We start from the raw sequence: 20,248 nt of genomic DNA on the forward strand, positions 1-20,248 counted from the left end.
CCCATCGAAACCGAAGCAGCACGCCGCCTAGCCCAAGACCACGACGACTAACCACCCAGGTTCCGCAACACCCCCTCAGGGTTCCCCTCACGGACGTCAGGCCGAGAGGTCAGTCTGTCCAGTCGGGCTTGCGCTTCTCCAAGAACGCCGCCATTCCCTCACGCGCGCCCGGCAGCTGCGAAGCCGACGCCATCACCTCCACGGCGATCGCGTACGCGTCGGCTTCCGGCCGGTCCAGCTGGGCGTACAGGGTCTGCTTCCCCATCGCCTTGCTCGCCCGGCTGCCGCGGGTCGCCCGGCCGAGCAGTTCCGCGACCGCCTCGTCCAGGGAATCGTCCGGGACGACGCGGTTGACCAAACCCCAGTCCAACGCCGTCGCCGCGTCGACCACGTCGCCGGTCAAGGCCAGTTCCATCAGGCGTTTCCGGCCGATCGCGCGCGCCACCGGCACCGCGGGCGTATGACAGAACCAGCCGCCCTTGCCACCTGGCAGCGCGAAGCCCGAAGACTCCGCCGCGACCGCCAGATCGCACGACGCCACCAGCTGGCACCCGGCGGCGGTCGCCAGCCCGTGCACCCGCGCGATCACTACCTGCGGCACCGATTCCATCGTCCGCATGAGCGTCGTGCAGAGCGTCAGCAGCTCGCGCACCCCCATGAGGTCACGGGCCGCGACATCGCCGAAGTCGTGTCCGGCGGAGAACACCGGCCCCGCGCCGGCCAGCACGATGCCGGTCGCGTCGGACTCGCCCGCCTCGCGGAACGCGGCGAGCAGCTCGCCGAGATGCTCAGCGGACAGCGAATTGCGCCGCGCCGCGCGGTTCATCGTGATGGTGACCGTGTCGCCGTCCCGCTTTACGAGGATGTGCTCGTACTCGCCCATGCCCCGACCGTAACCCCGACCGACGGGATGCGGAAAGTGCGCCGATACGAATCCGGCCCGACCCCCACCTCCGCCCGCAGCCGGCGCCGCAGGTTCGCGGCACTGCCGAGCCCCGCCCGCTCGGCCACCCGGGCGACCGGCAGATCCGTGGTTTCCAGCAGCCGCCGCGCATGCCGCACCCGCTGCACGAGCAGCCACCGCCCCGGCGTACTGCCCGTGGCGGCGGCGAACTCGCGATGAAACGTCCGAGGGCTCATCCCCGCATGCTCCACCAGATCCGGCACCCCGATCTCGTCCGCGAGCCGAGTCAGCGCCCAGTCCATTGTGGACGCAATCCCGGGCCGAGAAGCACTGGGCGGCAACGGAGCTTCCGCATACTGCCGCTGCCCACCCTCCCGAACCGGAGGCATCACCAGCCGGCGGGCAAGACGCGCAGCGACATCCGCCCCATGATCACGACGCACCAGATGCAGACAAAGGTCAAGTCCACCCACGACGCCCGCAGACGTAAGCACGTCGTCCTGCTCGGTGTACAACACGTCGCGGCGCGGATCCGCAGCCGGCGCGACCGCGGCGAGCGCGTCCAGATCGCGCCAGTGCGTCGTAGCGGGCCGCCCGTCGAGCAGCCCCGCAGCAGCGAGCGTGAACGCTCCAGAACAAAGCCCAGCAACCGTCGCCCCGCCCCGATGAGCCCGCCGAAGCGCATCCCGCGCGGCGGCAGGCACTTCAGCCAGCGGATCGTCGCGCCCCGGCGCAAGAATCAGATCGCACTCGTCCAGCCCAGAAAGACCATGCGTCGCAACGACTTCCCCGAACGGCGACACCCGCACGCGCCCCCGCCCGGGCGCACACACGCGCACCGTGAACGGACCGATGCCACTGTCGGTGCGGTCCTGAGCCCACACCTCCGCGATCACCGCCAGGTCGAACATCCGGCTGCCCGGCAGGAGCAGCACCCCGATCGTGCGCATGGCAGAAAAGTACCGTATCGCGCCTCTTCTGCCACTCCCCTTTACCGCGATCCTCCGGTCAAAATCGAGCCTATGACCACCGCACTGCTGCTCATCGACGTCCAACAAGGCTTCGACGACGCCCCCTTCTGGGGCCCACGCAACAACCCCGACGCCGAAGCGAACATCAAGGCCCTGCTTCAAGCGTGGCAAGACCGCCGAGCCCCCGTAGTGCTGGTCCACCACGACTCCGTCAAGCCCGATTCGCCGCTACGCCCCGGCCAGCCAGGCAACGACTTCAAACCCGAACTAGCCAACGCCCGCCCAGACCTGGTCTTCGGCAAAAAGGTGAACTCCGCCTTCCTAGGCGACATCGACCTGGACGCCTGGTTCAAAACCCGAGGCATCACCAGCTTCGTCCTGGCCGGCATCCAAACCAACTTCTGCTGCGAAACCACCGCCCGCATGGGCGGAAACCTAGGCTACGAAGTAACTTTCGCCCTGGACGCCACCTTCACCTTCGACCTGCGAGGCCCAGACGGCGCCCTCTTGACCGCCGAAGAACTCTCCCGAGCAACCGCGACAAACCTCCACGGCGGCGGCTTCGCCACAGTGAAATCCACCAAGGAAATCCTGGCCAACGCTCCGTGAGGGCCACCCTCACAGCCCCTGATTCCCTCAGGGTTCCCCTCACGACCAGCGCAAGTCCGTGCGGGACCCCTTCACGTACCTAGATTCCCTCAAGGAGCCCTTCACAGCCCACTCGGCCACCGCCGCCGAGCTGCCGCCGCGCACCAAACCGCAGCCCACGCACCCAACCAACCAGGCACCCACACCACCCCCGCACCCGCACCCCACACACCACCCCCGCACCCACACCACCCCCGCACCCCGATACGAAGCCAAAAATGCAGTCTGCGGGGGCTTGTCAAGGCATCTTTCCCGCCTCGACAAGCCCCCGCAGACTGTCATCACAATGGGCTTCGGGGTGCCCCACGCAACAACAGGGCGCAATGTCGCCGCCAGGCGACGAGCCCCCCTAAGCCCCCAACCCGCCCCGCTCCCGAACCAACTCCACAATCCCAGCCATAATGTCCGTCAACTCATAATCCTTAGGCGTAAACACCCGAGCAATCCCCCGCTCAGTCAGCGACGCCGCATCGTCGGGCGGAATAATCCCACCCACGATCACCGGAATATCCCCAGCCCCCGCCGCCCGCAACCCGTCAACGACGAGCGGCACCACCTCAAGATGGGACCCGGACAGCACAGACAACCCGACCACATGCACCCCCTCCTGCACAGCAGCCGCGACAATCTGCTCCGGAGTCAGCCGGATCCCCTGGTAAATAACCTCAAACCCAACATCCCGAGCCCGCACCGCAACCTGCTCGGCCCCGTTGGAATGCCCGTCCAGCCCAGGCTTCCCCACCAGAATCCGCAGCCGCTCGCCCATCTCGGCCTCAGTCCGGCGAACCAGCTCCCGGACCCGCTCCAACTCCGGATCCCCCTGTCCAGCAGCAGCCGCGGCGGAAACCCCAGTAGGCGCCCGATATTCGCCGAACACCTCGCGCAGCGCCCCGGACCACTCCCCAGTAGTCACCCCCGCCCGAGCACAATCCACCGTCGCCTCGAACAAATTCCCCGAAGTACGAGCCACGTCCTTCAACACAGCAAGAGAATCAGCGACAGCAGCGTTATCCCGCTCCTCCCGCCACTTCTCCACCGCGGCAACCGCGGCCTTCTCCACCGCGGGATCAATAGTCTCGATCGCCTTGGCCCCCTCCGCCTGCAACGGCGACGGCTCAGTCGTCTCGAACTTATTCACCCCGACAAGAACCCGCTCGCCGTTCTCCATCCCCCGCCGATATTCCGCGAGAGACGAAACGAGCTGCGACTTCATGTACCCGCTCTCGACCGCGGCCACCGCCCCGCCGAGATCCTGCACCCGGGCGATCTCCTCGCGAGCGCCGGAAACGATCTCGTCGACCTTGGCCTCGACCACCCGCGACCCGTCGAAAATATCCTCGTACTCCAGCAAATCCGTCTCGAACGCGAGCACCTGCTGCATCCGCAGCGCCCACTGCTGATCCCACGGCCGAGGCAACCCGAGCGCCTCGTTCCAAGCGGGCAGCTGAATCGCCCGAGCCCGCGAACCCCGCGACAGCGACACCGCCAGCATCTCCAGCACGATCCGCTGGACGTTGTTCTCCGGCTGGGCCTCGGTGAGCCCGAGCGAGTTCACCTGCACCCCGTACCGCAGCCGTCGCGCCTTCGGGTTCTCGACGCCGTAGCGTTCACGCGTCAGCTCATCCCACAGCTGCGTGAACGCGCGCATCTTGCACATCTCTTCGACGAACCGGACGCCCGCGTTGACGAAGAACGAAATGCGCGCGACGACCTTCTCCATGTCGGCCTGGTCGACCTGGCCGGAGTCGCGCACCGCGTCCAGCACGGCGATCGCGGTGCACAGCGCGTACGCGACCTCCTGCGTCGGCGTCGCGCCCGCTTCCTGCAGGTGGTAGCTGCAGATGTTGATCGGGTTCCATTTCGGCACGTGGTGCACGGTCCAGGCGATCATGTCGGTGATCAGCCGGAGGCTCGGCCCGGGCGGGAAGATGTAGGTGCCGCGGGACAGGTATTCCTTGATGATGTCGTTCTGCGTGGTGCCGGTGAGCTTGGCCAGCACCTCGTCGACGTCGCGGCCCTCGGCCTCGGCCTGCTCGCGGGCCACCGAAACGTACAGCGCGAGCAGCCACATCGCGGGCGCGTTGATGGTCATCGAGGTGTTCGCCTCGGCGAGCGGGATGCCGTCGAACAGCCGCCGCATGTCGCCGATGTGCGAAACCGGGACGCCGACCTTGCCGACCTCGCCGCGCGCGAGCACGTGGTCCGGGTCGTAGCCGGTCTGCGTCGGAAGGTCGAAGGCGACCGACAACCCGGTCTGCCCCTTGGCGAGATTCCGCCGGTAGAGCTCGTTGGACGCGGCGGCGGACGAATGACCCGCATAGGTGCGCATCACCCAGGGCCGGTCGCGCTCGTGGTCGGTGGGGTACGGCACGGTGCACCTCTCTTCGCCGAGACGACCGCCCGAGTGTACCCGCCGGTAACTTAATCGGCGGAGTGGATTCGGCCACGCCCGGGTGACGCGCCGGGCCGGACGACCACTACCCCGCGGTCAAGGTCGACGGTACCCAGCGGCGGCGCTCCCTGCGCGTCCTCGTCGAGGGTCATCTCGACCGAATCCCGGTGTTCGAGCTCGTTGCGCTTGGTGCCGTAAAGGAATGAGGTGACCTCGTCGAGGTAGGTCGAGGACAGCCGCGCCTTGAGCCGGGACGGCTTCCTCTTTCGGCGCAGTTCCCAGCCGCCGACGATCAGCAGCGCGATGGTGGCGACCGGCAGCGAGAGACCCAGCAAGGTCATCAGCATGGTTAGCCAACGACCGGCGTGCGCGGAGCGTTCCGGGCGATCAGCTCCGCGATGTGCCCCGCATCCTCGACCGCGACCAGTTCGGGCACCATCGTCGTGAGCGACGACTGCGCCCGGAACTTCCGGGCGCGCAGCCGCACGCGCGGGGGTGCCCCGAAGCCGACGGTGCCGATGCCGTCGCCGTGGTCGCGAACCCGCGGCTCGCCCAGGTCGGGAAGCCACACCCAGCGGAACTCGATGCCGCCCGGACGGTCGGCGACGAAGACGATCCGACGGTCCGTCACCAGGTAGGCCAGCACCCCGAACAGCACCTTTCGCTGCCGGTTCTGGTCGGCGATCAGTGCGAGCATCGCCCCGAGGAAGCCTGGCCACAGGGTGAAGATGACGGGATCCACGTCGAACAGCACGATGCCGACGGTGCCGAGCGCGAGGAGCATCCCGAAGACCACCGCCGCTGCTACGTAACCGTGATAGTCCGCGTACCGGCGCACGTACCGCTGCGGCCGCCCGGACCAGAGCAGTTTTTCGTCTTCTGCCAGTGGGTACATGACGCCCTCCTCGCTCCCGAAGAGTGCACGCCGTCCGGTTCGCCCGGGTTGCCCGAGCACTGTGACGGAAATCCGCGCGACGTCGGCCGATCCGGGATCTACCGTGGTCAAACGTGACGTGGAGCGGGTACGGCAGTTATCTGGTGATCGTGGTCCTCATCGTGCTCGCGCCGGGGCCGGACACGATGGTGATGCTGAAGAACGCGCTGTCCGGCGGGGCGCGCGGCGGCTTGCTGGCCACGGCGGGCATCCTCGCCGGCAACGCGGTGCAGGGCACTGCCGCGGCGCTCGGGCTGGGCGTGGTCATCGCCCGCTCGCAACCGGTGTTCCTCACGCTCAAGTGGCTCGGCGCGGCATACCTCCTGTTCCTCGGCTTCCAAGCGCTGCGCGGCGCCTGGCGCGGCAACTACGACACGGTCGCCGACACCCAGCGCAAGCGCACCAGCGGCTTCCGGCGGTGGCGCGAAGGGTTCCTGTCGAACATCACGAACCCCAAGGTGCTGGTGCTGTACCTGTCGGTGCTGCCGCAGTTCCTCGACCCGGTGCGCACGACGACCTGGGACGCGCTGGTGCTCGCGTACACGGTCGCCGTGCTGGGCACGATCTGGTTGCTGGTCCTCCTGTTCTTCGTGCACCGGGTCCGCGCCTGGCTCAGCCGCCGCAAGGTCCGCCGCGCGCTGGACGGGGTGACCGGCACCGCGCTGGTCGGGTTCGGCGCGGCGCTGGCCCTCGAATCCTCGTGAGTGCTGATCGCGGCTAGGACGTGCGACTCGCGCCGGGAACAACACTCACGGGACCTCACAGCACGTCGTCCAGCCAGTCGTAGATGCGGCCGTTCGCGAGCCGCATCGCGCCGACGTGGCAGTGCGCGTCCGCGCCCTCCTCCGCGGTGAAGTTCAGCAGCTTCTTCGGGCCGCTGATCCGGTCGTACAACTGCTGCGGCTCGCCGGTGAAGAACAGGTCCTCCGGAGCGTCGCAGATCAGCGCCGGGCACGTGATGCGCTCGGCCACCCCGTCGTACAGGTTGTATTCGAGGTACTTCGCGAGGAACTCGCGATCGGTCGCGCCGCCCATCACGTAGCGGCCGTGGCTCAGGGCCCAGCGCACGGTCGGGCTCTGCTCCCTCGCGGCGGCTAGAAAGGCGTCCAGTTCAGGATCCTCCGGCGCGTACGCCCGGCGGACGAGTTCGTCGCGGTCCCACGGAAGCTGCTGCACGAAAACCGCACCCGCGTCGAAGAGGCCGTCCACCGCGACGACGGCCGACAGCCTCGGCTCGAACGCGGCGGCGCGCGGCGCGAGCATTCCGCCGAGGCTCCAGCCGATCAGAGCGACCTTCTCCGGGATCACCTCCGGGAGAGCGAGGGCGTAGTCGAGCACCTGGCTGACGACGTGCTCCCAGTCCGGGCGGAACAGCATTCCGTCGCGGTGCACGGCACTGGGCTGGCCGGGACCGTCGAAGGTCAGCACGTGGTAGCCGCGTTCCTGGCCGGCTGTCGCGCCCATGAAGTGCAGGTCCTCGGCGCTGCCGTCGAAACCGTTGTGCGCCACCAGAAGCGGCTTCGGGCCGTCGCCGGGAGCGCGGTAGAAGTAGCCGCGCAGGACGTGGCCGTCGTAGGGGATTTCGATCCGTTCGACGTTGTCGATCGACTCCACGGCGCGCTGGAAACACTCGACGTTGCGCTCGTAGGCGTAGTTGATCCGCGGGTCTTCCGGGTTGCCGTGCAAGAAAAACTCGGCACGGCGGTAGTACGTCGAGGCGCGCAGGTACGCGTCGCGCGCGCTGACCGGGTGCATGGTGGCGGCTTCGTCGTAGAGCCGTTCGGCGGCGGCGAGCCACGCGTCGTGCCAGCTGTCGTAGTCACCGGATTTGATGTTCGACGCGATCGCCACGACCTCGCCGAAATCCGCGCCCCCGTAGGCGATCTGGCCCAGCGCGATCAGCGTCTCGAACCAGAATTGCGGGTCGTCTTCGAACAGCAGCGGCTTCATCGGATCTCCTCTTTCGCGAAGGTGCGGAAATCGCGGGCGGGTCGTCCGGTGACCCGCTCGACGGTGTCGGTCACGCGGTCCTCGGCACCGCCGCGGATCGCCTCGTCCAGCGAGGCGAGCATTTCGGCGTACGCCTCGGGGAGGCCGTCGCGGACCAGGAATCGCTGGTACTCAAGGGTGGGAACCGGTGCGTGCGCGACCGGGTGGCCGAGCCGCTTCCCGACGATCTCGGCGGCCTCGTCGTAGCTGAGCGCGCGCGGGCCGGTGATGAGGTGGCCGGTGTTGTGCGGCTCCGGATCGAGCAGCGCGCGAACGGCGACCGCGGCGATGTCGCCGGCGTCCACGAACGCCACCCGGGCGTCGCCGGTCGCGGTCACGATCCGGCCCGCGCGGGCGCTGTCGCCGACCAGGTTCCCGGCGGTGAAGTTCTGCATGAACCACGACGGCCGCAGCACCGCCCAGCCCGGCTGACGGCGGACGAGGCCGGGCAGACCGCCGAGCACCGGGGTGTGTTCGTCCACCGAGGACGAGCTGAGCAGGACCACCCGCGCGTGCGGGGCGTGCTTGAGAAACTCCTCGACAAGTGGCTGCGGATCAGCCGCGACCGGCGCGATCAGGTAGACCGCCGAGACCCCGTCCAGCGCCGGGCCGTACGTCGCGGGCTCGTCCCAGTCGAACCGGATCTGACCGGCCCGCACCGGATTCCGGGTCGCCGCGCGCGGCCGCACCCCGGCGGCTTCGAGCCCGCGCACGACGCGGCTGCCGGTGGTGCCGGTCGAGCCGAGCACGAGGACGTCAGACACCCGGCACCCCGAGAACGTCGATCACGGCGAGCGGGCTGAAGTAGTCGCGATAGCGGCGGATCAGGCCGTCGCGGACGGTCAGGACCACGACGTAGCCCAGGCGGTACGGCTTCTGCGTGGCGACCGCGACGCCGGCCAGTTCGAACTCCGCGATCGAGACCTCCGGATCGGTCGTCTGGTGCACGGTCTTGGCGGCGACCTCGCGGACGTCGAACAGGTTCGGGTAGTCGCGCAGGTACTCGGCCAGGGCGGCGCGGCCCTCGACACGCTTGGGCTCGCTCGGCGCGGCGAACGGGAACTCGAGCACGGCGTCCTCGGCGAACAGCTGCACGAATCCGGCCATGTCGTGCTGGACCAGCAGGTCGAGCGCGTGATCGATGAGTGACATCGAACCCCCTCCTCAGGAACGGACGAGACGGTACCGTCTCAACGAGAACGTACACGGGACGGGACCGTCCCGTCCACCCGCTATGCTGCTCGGCATGACGACCCGCCGGACGCCGACCGGGGCTGCCGTGCTGCAGCCCGACGTCACCTACGCCATCACCGAAGCCGTGATCGACGAGCTCGCCGATCACGGCTTCGGCAGGCTGTCGATGGAAGCGGTCTCGAAACGCGCAGGAGTCGGGAAAAGCGCGCTATACCGGCGCTGGCCGTCGAAAGACGAAATGATCGGCGCGGTGATCGCGGAATTCAGCGTGGCACGCGCGGCGGACCCGGACACCGGCAGCCTGCGCGGCGATATCCGGGCCACCCTGGAAGCGCTCTACGAATGGATCACGCATCCGCGGTTTTCCCGGATCTTCCCCGGGCTGATCGCGGAAGCCCGGCAAAACCCGGCAATGGCCGAATTCGCCCGCCAAGCGATCGGCGGACCTCGCCGAGCCATCAACCGGGCGGTGTTCACCAGGGCGATCGAGCGCGGCGAGATCCCGGCGGACACGGATGTCGAACTGGCCCAGGACATGGGCGCGGGGATCATCTACTGGCGATTGATCGTGCGCGGAGTTCCCGTGGCAGAGGATTATCTGGATCAAGTGACGGAATTGGTGGTGCGCGCACTCAGCGCATAACCCGAACCCCGGCCGGTCATGATCGACGGCCGGGCATCGAATCCTCCGCGGGCGAATCCTCTTCAAGGTTCGCGACGAGCCTCTTCAGCAAATCCACCAGCAGATCGGCTTCTTCGGCGGCGAAGCCCCGCAACGCTTGCTCATTGGTTTCGACCAGCGCCGACTTCACGTGCGCGACCTTCGCCGATCCGGCCTCGGTCAGCGAGATCAGGCTGACCCGTCGGTCATGTTCGGCGGGGACGCGCCGGATGAGGCCGTCGCGGTCCATCCGGGCGAGCAACTGGGCCATGGACGGCTGCTCGATCCGGGCCAGCGCCGCCAGCTCCTTCTGGGAGAGCGCATCGGACTTGGCCAGCGCCGCCAGTACCGGCATCTGCGCGAAGGTCAGCCCCAACGGCCGCAACCGCCGGTCATTGACCCTGGACAACGCGCGCGAGGCGAGGTTGACCAGGGCGGCGGGCGCGAACTCGAACCGGGGATCCTTCACGCCGCGAAGTATATAGGGTCCTATTGACCTAATACATAGGTTCCTATACGTTCAGGATGCATAGGAACCTATGCATCCTGGTCCAGGCAGGGAGAGACCCGTGATCATTCGCAACGTGACCGTCCTCGACGGGCAGTCAGCCACCCCGATCACCGACGCTGAAGCAGTAGTGGCCGACGGGAAATTCAGCGCCATCCGGCCGTCAACGGACGCTCGGCCGGCCGACGACGGTCCCGTGTTCGACGCGCGGGGCGGCTATCTGGTCCCGGGTTTGTGGGAGAGCCACACGCATCTGGGCGGGTACGCCTACTCCAAGCCCGAAAACGAGCGCGCGGCGTACGTTTCCCAGTTGCTCACCGACTTCCTTGGCGTCGGGGTGACCACCGTCGTCGACCTCGGCGGCCCGCTCGACGTCGAACTCGCCGTCCGAGACCACCGGAGCAAGGCCACCGACGCCGCCGCCGAGTTGTTCTTCGCCGGGCCGGTGTTCACCGGTATCGAGGGCTGGCCAATCCTCGACGATCCGAAGCGGGCGCCCATCGCTCGCCAAATCGACGATGCCGACGTCGCCTACCGGCAAGCGTTGGAGCTGTCCGACCAGGTCGACTTCCTCAAGTGCATCTACGACGGCGAGCCCGGCGCGCCGGACAAGCTGCCTCTGGACGCGCTCAAAGCGATCGTCGCGGCCGCCCACGAGAAGGGCAAGAAAGTGCTCGTGCACATCCACGAACGCCTCGATCTGGAGGAGGCGGTGGCAGCCGGCGCGGACGGCATCGAACACGCTTTCCAGCCGCAGGACCCCAGCAGCACCGCCGAGGCCCGCGACGTCGCCGCCCTGCTGACGGAAACGAACACCTATTACTGCCCCACGCTGGTCACCTGGGAGCAGATCGCGCACAACGGCGACGCTGGCTACTTGCAGCAGCTGGTCAAGGACGGCTTCGCGACGCCCGAAGACCTTCCGCAGATCACCAGCCGCCCCATCTACGGCCACGAGTTCCCGCGGCATTCCGCGAAGGATTCCCGCCTCCGCTTCGACTACGCGATGCGCACGCTGGCGCTGATGCACGACGCGGGGGTGAGGATCAGTGCGGGCAGCGACGTGGCGATGCTGATGCCCGCACCGCCCGTCGCCCTGCTGCGGGAACTGCAATTACTGGCGAAGGCAGGCGTGCCGCTGCCCGCGGTCCTGGCGGCCGGCACCCGGCATTCAGCCGAGAAGATCGGTCAGCAGGGGGGGAACGATCACCGTCGGATCCGTCGCCGACGCACTGTTGCTCGACGCCGATCCCTACACGGACATCGCGCACCTGATCGGCCGTTCCCACCACGTCGGGACGTTGCGGGCCGGACAGCTGAGCTGGGAAGAGGCCTGACACAGCCGAATCGCGAAGCCGGGGACAAGCAGCTTCCCCGCTTCGCGACCACGGTGCGGCTCAAGCCCGCTCCGGCTCCCCCGTCACGCGATCGATCCGGGCGCCGAGCCGGTTCAAGTTCTCCACGAAATGCGGGTACCCGCGGTCGATGTGGAACACGTCCCACACCTCGGTCACGCCATCCGCGCACAGCCCGGCCAGCACCAGCCCGGCCCCGGCGCGGATGTCCGACGCCCACACCGGCGCGCTCGACAGCTTCTCGATCCCCCGGACCACCGCGTGGTGGCCGTCCGTGCGGGCGTCGCCGGACAACCGGATCATTTCCTCGATGAAGCGGAACCTCGCCTCGTACACGTTTTCCGTGATCATCGACGTGCCCTCGGACACCGCCGACAGCGCGACCGCGAACGGCTGCAGGTCGGTGGCGAAACCGGGGTAGGGCAGCGTCACCCAGTCCACCGCCTTCGGCCGTTCCGGCTGGACGACGCGGAAACCCTTGTCGTCGTAGGTGGTCACCTCCGCGCCGGCCAGGCGCAGCTTGTCCAGGACCAGGTCGAGGTGGTGCGGGTTCACGCCGCGCACGGTCAGGTCGCCGCGGGTCATCGCGGCGGCGAACGCCCAGGTCGCGCCTACGATGCGGTCACCGATCACGCGGTGTTCGGTCGGGTTCAGCGCCTCGACGCCGTGGACGGTCAGCGTCGAGGTGCCCGCGCCCTCGATCTTCGCGCCCATTTCGGTCAGCATCGTGCAGATGTCGGCGATTTCCGGCTCACGGGCCGCGTTGTCGATCACCGTCGTGCCCTCGGCCAGCACGGCCGCCATCAGGATGTTCTCGGTCGCCCCGACGCTCGGGAAGTCCAGCCAGATCTGGGTGCCCACCAGCGTTTCGGCCTTCGCGACGACACACCCGTGCTCGATGGTGCTCGTCGCGCCGAGCTTGCGCAGGCCGTTCTGGTGCATGTCCAGCGGACGCTGGCCGATCGCGTCGCCGCCGGGCAGCGCGACGACCGCCTGCTTCAGCCGGCCGACCAGCGGGCCCAGCACGCACACCGACGCGCGCAGCTTGCCCATCGCCGCCGAATCGGCGCGGTGCGACAGCTCCGCGGGCGTCGTGATGCGCGCCGTGTCGCCCTCGATCTCCACCTCGCAGCCGACGCTGCGCAGGACGTCGCCCATCAGCGGGACGTCCAGGATCTGCGGGCAGTTCGTGATGGTCGTGGTGCCTTCGGCCAGCAGTGCCGCGGCCATCAGTTTCAGCACGCTGTTCTTGGCGCCGACCACGTCGACCTCGCCGACCAGCCGCGCTCCGCCATGCACGTCGAAGTGCTCGCTCATGGCCGCCAATCATGCCCTCTCGCCCAGTTTTGCCCGAACCCGGGCCGGTAGAGTCGGCCGTATGGTGGTTCGTATCAACCGGGTCTACACGAAGGTCGGCGACAGCGGCACGACCGCGCTCGGCGACGGTTCCCGGGTGCCCAAGACTTCCGCCCGGCTGTCCGCCTACGCCGACACCGACGAGGCCAATTCCGTGCTCGGCCTGGCGATCGCCCTCGGCGGGCTCCCCGACGAGATCTCGGTCGTGCTGCGCCGGATCCAGAACGACCTGTTCGACGTCGGCGCGGATCTGTGCCTCCCGATCCAGGAGGACCCGCCGTACGAGCCGCTGCGCATCACCGAGGCGTACCTGGAACGGCTCGAAGGCTGGTGCGACGAGTTCAACGACCGGCTGCCGAAACTCACGTCTTTCATCCTTCCGGGCGGCACCCCGGGCGCGGCGTTCCTGCACCAGGCGCGCACGGTCTCCCGCCGCGCGGAACGGTCGGCGTGGGCGCTGATGGAGGCCGAGCCGGACACGTCCAACCCGATCGCGGCCAAGTACCTGAACCGGCTCTCGGACCTGCTGTTCATCCTCGCCCGGCTGGCCAATCCGGACGGCGACGTGCTGTGGCAGCCGGGCGGCTGATCCGGCGAATCCGGCGGGAGCGCATCCAGACCGGCCGGGCACGACGTTCTTCAGGCCGCCGGGCGGAACCTCTGGCTACCGGGCCCAGCTGGCTTCCTGAGCGGCCCAGTAGCGCTCGTAATCGACGTCCCACGTCGAATCCCGGCCCGGCTCGACGGCCTGGGCGACAGTGAGGTCCTCGAGCCGCACCGGCTTCGGCAAGGTCTGCCACCGGCGAGCGCGGTCTTCCCGTTCTCGGGCGTCCATGCCTCAAGGATAGCGCCGCGAAACCACCGCACGAGAAACAAAAAACCGGGCCCGCCACCGCGTACACGGTGACGGGCCCGGCTGAAAAACTCACGAAGCCCGCGGCAGCCTTCGACCCGGCGGAGCCGATTCGAGCCACGACAGGAACCCGGTCAGCGCACCCGGTCCCATCGCGATCTCGATCGCTTCCTGGTCCGAGGACTCGCAGCGCAGCACCGTCGACCCCTCGGGCACCGCGTACGCCTCGGAACCGGACGGGTCCCGCCGGTCCGCGATCTGCATGCTTTCCCGCTGGAAAACGCGATCCGGACCGGTGCGCAGGCTCCACACCCGGTACCAGACGAATTTATCGCCCTCGTACCGGCCGAGGCCGAGATGCCAGCTCGAACGGGGACTGTCCGGACGCCACCGCAGCGCGACGCTGACGCCGCCGCCGCGGCGCATCCGGATCCACCGCTGGCCGTACCAGCCGACCACGACGACGAGCACGATCAGGAGCGCTAGCACCACCACAGCGATCTGCACGGCCCGGCTCCTGCCCGTCTAGTCCGCTCAGACCGACTGTCCAGCCGCGCGGAGCTGGGCCGTGGCCCTCGTCCGCTCGGCCTCGTCGCCGGTGCTGAGGGCTGCCTTCGCGGCCGCCACGTCGATTTCGTCGGACAGCTCGGCGCTCTCCGCGAGCACGCTCACGCCGGTCGCGGTGACGGACAGGAACCCGCCGTGCACCGCGGCGGTCAGCACGTCGCCGTCCGTCGTGTTCACCTTCACCACGCCACCCTCGACGAGCTGGCCCAGCACCGGCTCGTGTCCGGGCATGATGCCGATCTCGCCCTCGGTGGTCTGCGCCACCACGAAGGTGGCGGTACCCGACCAGAGCCGGCGCTCGACGGCAACCAGCTCCACGGACATCTCAGCCACGTAGCACTCCTTCGCTCGGGGTGTCACCACCGAGTGTAATAGGTCTTGCTTCGGTTACGAGAACGGCGGGGGCTGATGTCCACAATGGACAGTGCCCCCGCCGGTCTCACGCACTCACTTGCCGGTGATCTCGTGGTACTTCTTCTCGAGGTCCTCGAGCCCGCCAATGCCCAAGAACGCCTGCTCCGGGTAGTGGTCGAAGTCGCCCTTGGTGATGCGGTCGAACGACTCGATGGTCTCCGACAGCGGCACCGTGGAGCCCGGGATCTGCGTGAAGGCCTCGGCCACCAGCATGTTCTGGGACAGGAAGCGCTCGATCCGGCGCGCCCGCTGCACGGTGAGCTTGTCCTCTTCGGGAAGCTCGTCCATGCCGAAGATCGCGATGATGTCCTGCAGTTCCTTGTACTTCTGCAGAATCCGGATGACCTCGGAGGCGACGCGGTAGTGGTCCTCGCCGACGATCGCCGGGTCGAGGATCGTCGACGTCGACGCCAGCGGGTCCACCGCCGGGAAGATGCCCTTCTGGAACACGCCGCGGGAAAGCTCCGTGGTGGCGTCCAGGTGGGCGAACGTCGTCGCCGGGGCCGGGTCGGTGTAGTCGTCCGCGGGCACGTAGATCGCCTGCATCGAGGTGATCGAACGGCCTCGGGTCGAGGTGATCCGCTCCTGCAGCTGGCCCATCTCGTCCGCCAGCGTCGGCTGGTAGCCCACCGCCGAGGGCATGCGGCCCAGCAGGGTCGACACCTCGGAACCGGCCTGGGTGAACCGGAAGATGTTGTCGATGAACAGCAGCACGTCCTGGTTCTGGACGTCGCGGAAGTACTCCGCCATGGTCAGCGCGGACAGCGCGACGCGCATACGCGTGCCCGGCGGCTCGTCCATCTGGCCGAACACGAGGGCGGTGTCGTTGATGACGCCGTCCTCGGACATCTCCAGGAAGAGGTCGTTGCCCTCACGGGTGCGCTCGCCGACGCCGGCGAACACCGACGTACCGCCGAAGTTCCGGGCGACACGGGTGATCATTTCCTTGATCAGCACCGTCTTGCCCACGCCCGCGCCGCCGAACAGGCCGATCTTGCCGCCCTGCACGTACGGGGTCAGCAGGTCGACGACCTTCAGGCCGGTCTCCAGCATCTCCGTCTTGCCCTCGAGCTGGTCGAAGGGCGGCGGGTTGCGGTGGATGCCCCAGCGCTCGAGGTCGTCGCCGTAGCCGGGCACGTCGAGGCACTCGCCGAGCGCGTTGTAGACGTGGCCCTTGACCTTGTCGCCCACCGGCACGGTGATCGGGCCGCCGGTGTCGGTGACCTCCGCGCCGCGGACGAGACCGTCCTGCGCCTGCAGCGAAATGGTGCGCACGAGGTTGTCGCCGAGGTGGCTGGCGACCTCGAGGGTCACCGTCTTGCGCAGCTGCTCGAACTCGATGTCGACCTTGAGCGCGTTGAACTGGTCGGGGACGGAACCGCGCGGGAACTCGACGTCGACGACCGACCCGGTCACCGAGACGATGCGCCCCTTGGCGCGCGGGGCTTCAGTACTGGTCATCAGTCATCACTTCCTGCTGCGGTGAGCGCGTTCGCGCCACCGACGATTTCGGAGATCTCCTGGGTGATCTGCGCCTGCCGGGCCTGGTTCGCCTCCCGCGTCAGCGTGTTCACCAGTTCGTTCGCGTTGTCCGAAGCGGCCTTCATCGCCGTGCGGCGGGCCGCCAGCTCGGAGGCCGCGGAGTCCAGCAGCGCGGAGTACAGCCGGGTGTTGATGTACTTCGGCAGCAGCGCGGACAGCAGCTTGTCGGCACTCGGCTCGAACTCGTAGCTCGGCAGCAGACCGGCCGGCTTCTCGTCCTCGCCCTCGGAGTACTCGACCTCGAGCGGCGCGACGCGCTTGGCCACCGGGCGCTGCGTCAGCATCGACACGAACTCGGTGTAGACGACATGCACCTCGTCCACCCCGTCGGTGGCGCCGGGATCGCCCGCCGCCGTCCCGGCGAGGAACCGGTCCACCAGCATCTCGCCGGCTTCCACCGCGTTCGTGTAGGACGGCCGGTCGGAGAACCCGGTCCAGCTGCTGACGACCTCGCGGCCGCGGAAGCGGTAGTAGCCGAGCCCCTTGTTGCCGGTCACGTAGACCTCGGGCTCCTTGCCCTCCGACCGCAGCAGCGCGAGCAGTTCCTCGGTCGCCCGCAGCACGTTGGAGTTGTAACCGCCGCACTGGCCCTTGTCGCTGGTCACGACGAGCACCGCGGCCCGCTTCGGGTTCGGGCGCTCGACCAGCATCGGGTGGTCGAGGCTGGCCGCCGCGCCGGCCAGCGCGGAGAGGACCTTGGTGATCTCCTCCGCGTACGGCCGGGAAGCGGCGACCTTCGCCCGCGCTTTGCCGACCCGCGCGGTGGCGGTCAGCTCCATCGCCTTGGTGATCTTGCTGATCGACTTCGTCGCCTTGATGCGAGAGCGAAGCTCCCGGAGTTGTGCGGCCATGGGCTACCAGCTCACTTCTTCGGAGCGGGCTTGTTGACCTTGACGGTCTCCTGCCCGACCTTCTCGGCGGCCATCGCGTCGGCGTTCGACTCGAGCGGCTTGCCCTCGGAGGTGGTGAACTCCTTCTTGAACTCGTTCACCGCCGCGATCAGCGCGTCGCGGGTGTCGTCCTCGAACTTGCCGGTGTCGCGGATCGCGCCGAGCACCTCGGGGTGCTTGCGCCGCATCGACTCGAGCAGCTCGTGGTTGAACCGGCGCACGTCCTCGGTCGGGACCGAGTCGAAGTAGCCGCCGGTGCCCAGGAACACCGTGGCGACCTGCTCCTCGACCGGGACCGGGGAGTACTGCGGCTGCTTGAGCACCTCGTACAGCCGGGCGCCGCGCTCGAGCTGCGCCTTCGACGCGTCGTCGAGGTCCGAGGCGAAGGCGGCGAACGCCTCCAGCTCCCGGTACTGCGACAGGTCGATGCGGAGCGAACCCGAAACGTTCTTCATCGCCTTGACCTGTGCGGCACCGCCGACCCGGGACACCGAGATGCCCACGTCGATGGCCGGGCGCTGGCCCGAGTTGAACAGGTCGGACTGGAAGAAGCACTGGCCGTCGGTGATCGAGATGACGTTCGTCGGGATGTAGGCCGACACGTCGTTCGCCTTGGTCTCGATGATCGGCAGGCCGGTCAGCGAGCCGGCGCCCAGCTCGTCCGACAGCTTCGCGCACCGCTCGAGGAGACGGGAGTGCAAGTAGAAGACGTCGCCGGGGAACGCCTCGCGGCCCGGCGGACGGCGCAGCAGCAGCGAGATCGCGCGGTAGGCGTCCGCCTGCTTGGTCAGGTCGTCGAACACGATGAGGACGTGCTTGCCCTCGTACATCCAGTGCTGGCCGATGGCCGAGCCGGTGTAGGGGGCGATCCACTTGAAGCCCGCCGAGTCCGAGGCCGGGGCCGCGACGATGGTGGTGTACTCCATCGCGCCCGCGTCCTCGAGCGCCGTCTTCACCGAGGCGATCGTGGAGCCCTTCTGGCCGACCGCGACGTAGATGCAGCGGACCTGCTTCTTCGGGTCGCCGGTCTCCCAGTTGGCCTTCTGGTTGATGATCGTGTCCACCGCGACCGCGGTCTTGCCGGTCTTGCGGTCGCCGATGATCAGCTGGCGCTGGCCGCGGCCGATCGGGGTCATCGAGTCGATCGCGGTGATGCCCGTCTGCAGCGGCTCGGTCACCGGCTGGCGCTCGACCACCGAGGCGGCCTTCAGCTCCAGCGCGCGGCGGCCGGAGGTCTCGATCTCGCCGAGGCCGTCGATGGCCTGGCCGAGAGGGTTGACCACGCGGCCGAGGTAGCCGTCGCCGACCGGCACCGAAAGGACCTGGCCGGTCCGCTTGACCTGCTGGCCTTCTTCGATGCTTTCGAAGTCGCCGAGGATCGCGACGCCGATGGAGCGCGCGTCCAGGTTCAGCGCCACGCCAAGGACGCCGCCCGGGAACTCGAGCAGCTCGTTGGCCATGGCCGAGGGCAGCCCTTCGACGTGGGCGATGCCGTCACCGGCGTCGGCGACGACGCCGACCTCTTCCCGCTCCACCGAAGGGGCGTAACTCGAGACGTAATTCTCGATCGCGTGGGCGATCTCGTCCGAGGAGATCGTCAGCTCCGCCATTTCGTTCCCGCTCTCGCTTCTCTTCTGTCCAGTGTGCAAAGTCTGTGGTGCCGCTCAGGCCCGGCTCAGCGTGCGGCGCACCGCCGCCAGCTGCCCGGAGGTGCTGCCGTCGATGACCTCGTCCCCGACGCGGACGACGAGGCCGCCGCCGAGTGCCGGGTCGATCTCGACGTGCAGCGCGATCGGCCGCCCGTAGATGCCGTCGAGCTTGGTCCCGAGAAGGGCCCGCTGCTCGTCGGTGAGCGCGTTCGCCGAGGTCACGTACGCGACCGAGCGTTCACGCCGTTCGGCGGCCAATGCGACCAGCTTGTCGAGCGCGCCGCCGATGCCGCGCCCCTTGGCGCGCTGCACGGCCTGCTCGACCAGGGTCTCGGTGACCGCGTCGACCTTGTCCGCGAACAGCCCGCGGACCAGGGTCCGCTTCGCGTCGGCGGGAGCGGCCAGGTCGGACAGCGCCGCCTCGAGTTCCGGGGCGCCCGCGACGATCCGCGCGACCTGGAACAGCTGAGCCTCGACGGTTTCGATGTTCCCGGCCTTCTCGGCGGCGGTGAGCAGCGCCGAACGGCCGATCGATTCGAGCCCGTCCACCAGCTCGCGGGGACTGGACCAGCGGCTGCCCGCCACGGTGTCGAGCACCTTCAGGGCCTGTTCGCCCAGCTTTCCGTCGAACAGGCGGCGGACCAGGCCCTGGCGGCTCTCCGGCGCGACCGAAGAATCGCCGACCGCACGGCGCAGGCCGATTTCGCGGTCGAGGAGGTCGACGACCGAGAGCAGCTCGTCCCCGACCTTCGCGGGGTCGGCGCCCGCTCCGGCCAGCACCTCGCCGAGGCGTTCCTCGGCGAGGTCGAGCGCTTCACGGCTCGCAGCATGCAGCGTCATCTCTGGTTACTTCCCCGCTCCGTTAGTGGCCCCGGCGGTGTCCAGCTCCGCGAGGAACCGGTCGACGGTGCCCCGGCGGCGCGCCTCGTCCTCGAGCGACTCGCCGACGATGCGACCGGCCAGCTCGACCGCGTTGCGGCCCATCTCGGCCCGCAGCTCGGCGACGATCTGCGCCTTCTGCGCCTGCAGCTGGGCGTGGCCCTGCGCCACGATCCGCTGGGATTCGGACTCCGCCTGCTCCCGCAGCTCCGCCTTGATCTGCTCGGCTTCGAGCCGGGCGTCGTCGCGGATCTTCGCGGCTTCGGAACGGGCGTCCGCCAGCTGCGCCTTGTACTCCGACAGCGCCTTCTCGGCCTCTGCCTGAGCCTTCTCGGCCCTCTCGATCCCGCCTTCGATCTTCTGCGCCCGCTCCTCGTACGCCTTCTCGAAACGAGGGACGACGTACTTCTTGAGGATGAACAGCAGGATCAGGAAGGCGACGATGCCGAGGATCACTTCCGGCCACGCCGGAACGATCGGGTTCTCTGATGCGAGCACCACTTCGGTCTTCAGCACAACGTCTCCTTACGCGAGAGCGGACG

The 20,248-nt window shown here is 68.5% G+C and carries 22 protein-coding genes and 1 pseudogene; 5 read left to right on the forward strand and 18 right to left on the reverse strand.

Translation table 11 applies throughout. The features are described from left to right. Positions 1–109: 109 nt before the first annotated feature. Together ACZ7SW_RS43585 and ACZ7SW_RS43590 are read right to left on the reverse strand one after the other, a co-directional pair. Entirely contained in the window at positions 110–883 is a 774-nt protein-coding gene (locus tag ACZ7SW_RS43585; RefSeq protein ID WP_470236246.1) for an enoyl-CoA hydratase-related protein, read from the reverse strand. Beyond that, the gene (locus tag ACZ7SW_RS43590; protein ID WP_470236247.1) at positions 856–1,854 is read right to left on the reverse strand and encodes a GlxA family transcriptional regulator; all 999 of its coding nucleotides are present in this window, start codon (positions 1,852–1,854) and stop codon (positions 856–858) included. The genes ACZ7SW_RS43585 and ACZ7SW_RS43590 overlap by 28 nt, the downstream gene beginning before the upstream one ends. Before the next feature lie 72 nt (positions 1,855–1,926). Between ACZ7SW_RS43590 and ACZ7SW_RS43595 the strand changes: the two genes are divergently transcribed. Next, positions 1,927–2,484: a cysteine hydrolase family protein gene (locus ACZ7SW_RS43595; RefSeq protein ID WP_470236248.1), complete on the forward strand. Its 558-nt coding sequence runs from the start codon at positions 1,927–1,929 to the stop codon at positions 2,482–2,484. Positions 2,485–2,872: 388 nt separating this feature from the next. Here ACZ7SW_RS43595 and ACZ7SW_RS43600 read toward each other — a convergent pair whose 3' ends face one another. From ACZ7SW_RS43600 to ACZ7SW_RS43610, 3 genes are read right to left on the reverse strand one after another with little or no spacing between them, the layout of a single operon-like run. Beyond that, the gene (locus ACZ7SW_RS43600) at positions 2,873–4,894 is read right to left on the reverse strand and encodes a protein meaA (protein WP_470236249.1); all 2,022 of its coding nucleotides are present in this window, start codon (positions 4,892–4,894) and stop codon (positions 2,873–2,875) included. Between the two features lie 50 nt (positions 4,895–4,944). Continuing rightward, entirely contained in the window at positions 4,945–5,256 is a 312-nt protein-coding gene (locus ACZ7SW_RS43605; protein ID WP_470236250.1) for a DUF6191 domain-containing protein, read from the reverse strand. Positions 5,257–5,264: 8 nt separating this feature from the next. Next, positions 5,265–5,810: a hypothetical protein gene (locus ACZ7SW_RS43610; protein WP_470236251.1), complete on the reverse strand. Its 546-nt coding sequence runs from the start codon at positions 5,808–5,810 to the stop codon at positions 5,265–5,267. 113 nt (positions 5,811–5,923) lie between these two features. On the opposite strand from ACZ7SW_RS43610, the gene ACZ7SW_RS43615 reads away from it, so the two are divergent. Beyond that, complete coding sequence (locus ACZ7SW_RS43615) at positions 5,924–6,553, forward strand: LysE family translocator (RefSeq protein ID WP_470236252.1); 630 nt, start codon at positions 5,924–5,926, stop codon at positions 6,551–6,553. A gap of 55 nt (positions 6,554–6,608) precedes the next feature. Here ACZ7SW_RS43615 and ACZ7SW_RS43620 read toward each other — a convergent pair whose 3' ends face one another. Genes ACZ7SW_RS43620 through ACZ7SW_RS43630 form a run of 3 tightly spaced genes read right to left on the reverse strand, consistent with a single transcriptional unit; the run spans position 6,609 to position 8,990 of the window. Then, positions 6,609–7,799 (reverse strand): alpha/beta hydrolase family protein, encoded by a 1,191-nt coding sequence (locus ACZ7SW_RS43620; RefSeq protein WP_470236253.1) that lies wholly within the window; start codon positions 7,797–7,799, stop codon positions 6,609–6,611. Continuing rightward, entirely contained in the window at positions 7,796–8,602 is an 807-nt protein-coding gene (locus ACZ7SW_RS43625) for an NmrA family NAD(P)-binding protein (protein WP_470236254.1), read from the reverse strand. The genes ACZ7SW_RS43620 and ACZ7SW_RS43625 overlap by 4 nt, the downstream gene beginning before the upstream one ends. Then, positions 8,595–8,990 (reverse strand): nuclear transport factor 2 family protein, encoded by a 396-nt coding sequence (locus tag ACZ7SW_RS43630; protein WP_470236255.1) that lies wholly within the window; start codon positions 8,988–8,990, stop codon positions 8,595–8,597. Before ACZ7SW_RS43630 ends, ACZ7SW_RS43625 begins: the two co-directional genes overlap by 8 nt. A gap of 94 nt (positions 8,991–9,084) precedes the next feature. On the opposite strand from ACZ7SW_RS43630, the gene ACZ7SW_RS43635 reads away from it, so the two are divergent. Then, positions 9,085–9,675: a TetR/AcrR family transcriptional regulator gene (locus tag ACZ7SW_RS43635; protein ID WP_470236256.1), complete on the forward strand. Its 591-nt coding sequence runs from the start codon at positions 9,085–9,087 to the stop codon at positions 9,673–9,675. 16 nt (positions 9,676–9,691) lie between these two features. Here the strand turns inward: ACZ7SW_RS43635 and ACZ7SW_RS43640 are convergent, their stop codons facing one another. Then, positions 9,692–10,162 carry a MarR family winged helix-turn-helix transcriptional regulator gene (locus ACZ7SW_RS43640; RefSeq protein ID WP_470236257.1) on the reverse strand — a complete coding sequence of 157 codons (471 nt, stop codon included), beginning with the start codon at positions 10,160–10,162 and terminating at the stop codon, positions 9,692–9,694. A 70-nt stretch (positions 10,163–10,232) separates the two neighbouring features. On the opposite strand from ACZ7SW_RS43640, the pseudogene ACZ7SW_RS43645 reads away from it, so the two are divergent. Next, positions 10,233–11,330 (forward strand): annotated as a pseudogene (locus ACZ7SW_RS43645) (amidohydrolase family protein); the annotation flags it as partial. A gap of 268 nt (positions 11,331–11,598) precedes the next feature. Here ACZ7SW_RS43645 and murA read toward each other — a convergent pair. Next, positions 11,599–12,873: a UDP-N-acetylglucosamine 1-carboxyvinyltransferase gene (gene murA / locus ACZ7SW_RS43650; RefSeq protein WP_470236258.1), complete on the reverse strand. Its 1,275-nt coding sequence runs from the start codon at positions 12,871–12,873 to the stop codon at positions 11,599–11,601. A 61-nt stretch (positions 12,874–12,934) separates the two neighbouring features. Between murA and ACZ7SW_RS43655 the strand changes: the two genes are divergently transcribed. Then, a complete protein-coding gene (locus ACZ7SW_RS43655; RefSeq protein WP_470236259.1) occupies positions 12,935–13,501 on the forward strand; it encodes a cob(I)yrinic acid a,c-diamide adenosyltransferase in 567 nt (188 codons plus the stop codon). A 75-nt stretch (positions 13,502–13,576) separates the two neighbouring features. Here ACZ7SW_RS43655 and ACZ7SW_RS43660 read toward each other — a convergent pair whose 3' ends face one another. From ACZ7SW_RS43660 to ACZ7SW_RS43695, 8 genes are all read right to left on the reverse strand, one after another. Further along, entirely contained in the window at positions 13,577–13,747 is a 171-nt protein-coding gene (locus ACZ7SW_RS43660; protein ID WP_370934648.1) for a hypothetical protein, read from the reverse strand. A gap of 90 nt (positions 13,748–13,837) precedes the next feature. Beyond that, complete coding sequence (locus ACZ7SW_RS43665; protein ID WP_470236260.1) at positions 13,838–14,272, reverse strand: DUF2550 domain-containing protein; 435 nt, start codon at positions 14,270–14,272, stop codon at positions 13,838–13,840. A gap of 27 nt (positions 14,273–14,299) precedes the next feature. Continuing rightward, positions 14,300–14,665: a F0F1 ATP synthase subunit epsilon gene (locus tag ACZ7SW_RS43670; RefSeq protein WP_009082582.1), complete on the reverse strand. Its 366-nt coding sequence runs from the start codon at positions 14,663–14,665 to the stop codon at positions 14,300–14,302. Positions 14,666–14,779: 114 nt separating this feature from the next. Beyond that, the gene (atpD, locus tag ACZ7SW_RS43675) at positions 14,780–16,207 is read right to left on the reverse strand and encodes a F0F1 ATP synthase subunit beta (RefSeq protein ID WP_452078858.1); all 1,428 of its coding nucleotides are present in this window, start codon (positions 16,205–16,207) and stop codon (positions 14,780–14,782) included. After that, positions 16,207–17,139 (reverse strand): F0F1 ATP synthase subunit gamma, encoded by a 933-nt coding sequence (locus ACZ7SW_RS43680; RefSeq protein WP_470236261.1) that lies wholly within the window; start codon positions 17,137–17,139, stop codon positions 16,207–16,209. The genes atpD and ACZ7SW_RS43680 overlap by 1 nt, the downstream gene beginning before the upstream one ends. Positions 17,140–17,150: 11 nt before the next feature. Continuing rightward, positions 17,151–18,788: a F0F1 ATP synthase subunit alpha gene (atpA, locus tag ACZ7SW_RS43685; protein ID WP_470236262.1), complete on the reverse strand. Its 1,638-nt coding sequence runs from the start codon at positions 18,786–18,788 to the stop codon at positions 17,151–17,153. A gap of 54 nt (positions 18,789–18,842) precedes the next feature. Then, positions 18,843–19,667: a F0F1 ATP synthase subunit delta gene (locus ACZ7SW_RS43690; protein WP_470236263.1), complete on the reverse strand. Its 825-nt coding sequence runs from the start codon at positions 19,665–19,667 to the stop codon at positions 18,843–18,845. Positions 19,668–19,673: 6 nt separating this feature from the next. After that, positions 19,674–20,222, reverse strand: a complete 549-nt coding sequence (locus tag ACZ7SW_RS43695; protein ID WP_470236264.1) for a F0F1 ATP synthase subunit B — start codon at positions 20,220–20,222, stop codon at positions 19,674–19,676. Positions 20,223–20,248: the final 26 nt, after the last annotated feature.

The organism is Amycolatopsis sp. NPDC114484 (assembly GCF_055633755.1).

Bases quoted from the DNA above. Each gene is read 5' to 3' on its own strand.
- ACZ7SW_RS43585 (WP_470236246.1), bottom strand. From the start codon at position 883: ATGGGCGAGTACGAGCACATCCTCGTAAAGCGGGACGGCGACACGGTC.
- ACZ7SW_RS43590 (WP_470236247.1), bottom strand. From the start codon at position 1,854: ATGCGCACGATCGGGGTGCTGCTCCTGCCGGGCAGCCGGATGTTCGAC.
- ACZ7SW_RS43595 (WP_470236248.1), top strand. From the start codon at position 1,927: ATGACCACCGCACTGCTGCTCATCGACGTCCAACAAGGCTTCGACGAC.
- ACZ7SW_RS43605 (WP_470236250.1), bottom strand. From the start codon at position 5,256: ATGACCTTGCTGGGTCTCTCGCTGCCGGTCGCCACCATCGCGCTGCTG.
- ACZ7SW_RS43610 (WP_470236251.1), bottom strand. From the start codon at position 5,810: ATGTACCCACTGGCAGAAGACGAAAAACTGCTCTGGTCCGGGCGGCCG.
- ACZ7SW_RS43620 (WP_470236253.1), bottom strand. From the start codon at position 7,799: ATGAAGCCGCTGCTGTTCGAAGACGACCCGCAATTCTGGTTCGAGACG.
- ACZ7SW_RS43630 (WP_470236255.1), bottom strand. From the start codon at position 8,990: ATGTCACTCATCGATCACGCGCTCGACCTGCTGGTCCAGCACGACATG.
- ACZ7SW_RS43635 (WP_470236256.1), top strand. From the start codon at position 9,085: ATGACGACCCGCCGGACGCCGACCGGGGCTGCCGTGCTGCAGCCCGAC.
- murA (WP_470236258.1), bottom strand. From the start codon at position 12,873: ATGAGCGAGCACTTCGACGTGCATGGCGGAGCGCGGCTGGTCGGCGAG.
- ACZ7SW_RS43655 (WP_470236259.1), top strand. From the start codon at position 12,935: ATGGTGGTTCGTATCAACCGGGTCTACACGAAGGTCGGCGACAGCGGC.
- ACZ7SW_RS43660 (WP_370934648.1), bottom strand. From the start codon at position 13,747: ATGGACGCCCGAGAACGGGAAGACCGCGCTCGCCGGTGGCAGACCTTG.
- atpD (WP_452078858.1), bottom strand. From the start codon at position 16,207: ATGACCAGTACTGAAGCCCCGCGCGCCAAGGGGCGCATCGTCTCGGTG.
- ACZ7SW_RS43680 (WP_470236261.1), bottom strand. From the start codon at position 17,139: ATGGCCGCACAACTCCGGGAGCTTCGCTCTCGCATCAAGGCGACGAAG.
- atpA (WP_470236262.1), bottom strand. From the start codon at position 18,788: ATGGCGGAGCTGACGATCTCCTCGGACGAGATCGCCCACGCGATCGAG.
- ACZ7SW_RS43690 (WP_470236263.1), bottom strand. From the start codon at position 19,667: ATGACGCTGCATGCTGCGAGCCGTGAAGCGCTCGACCTCGCCGAGGAA.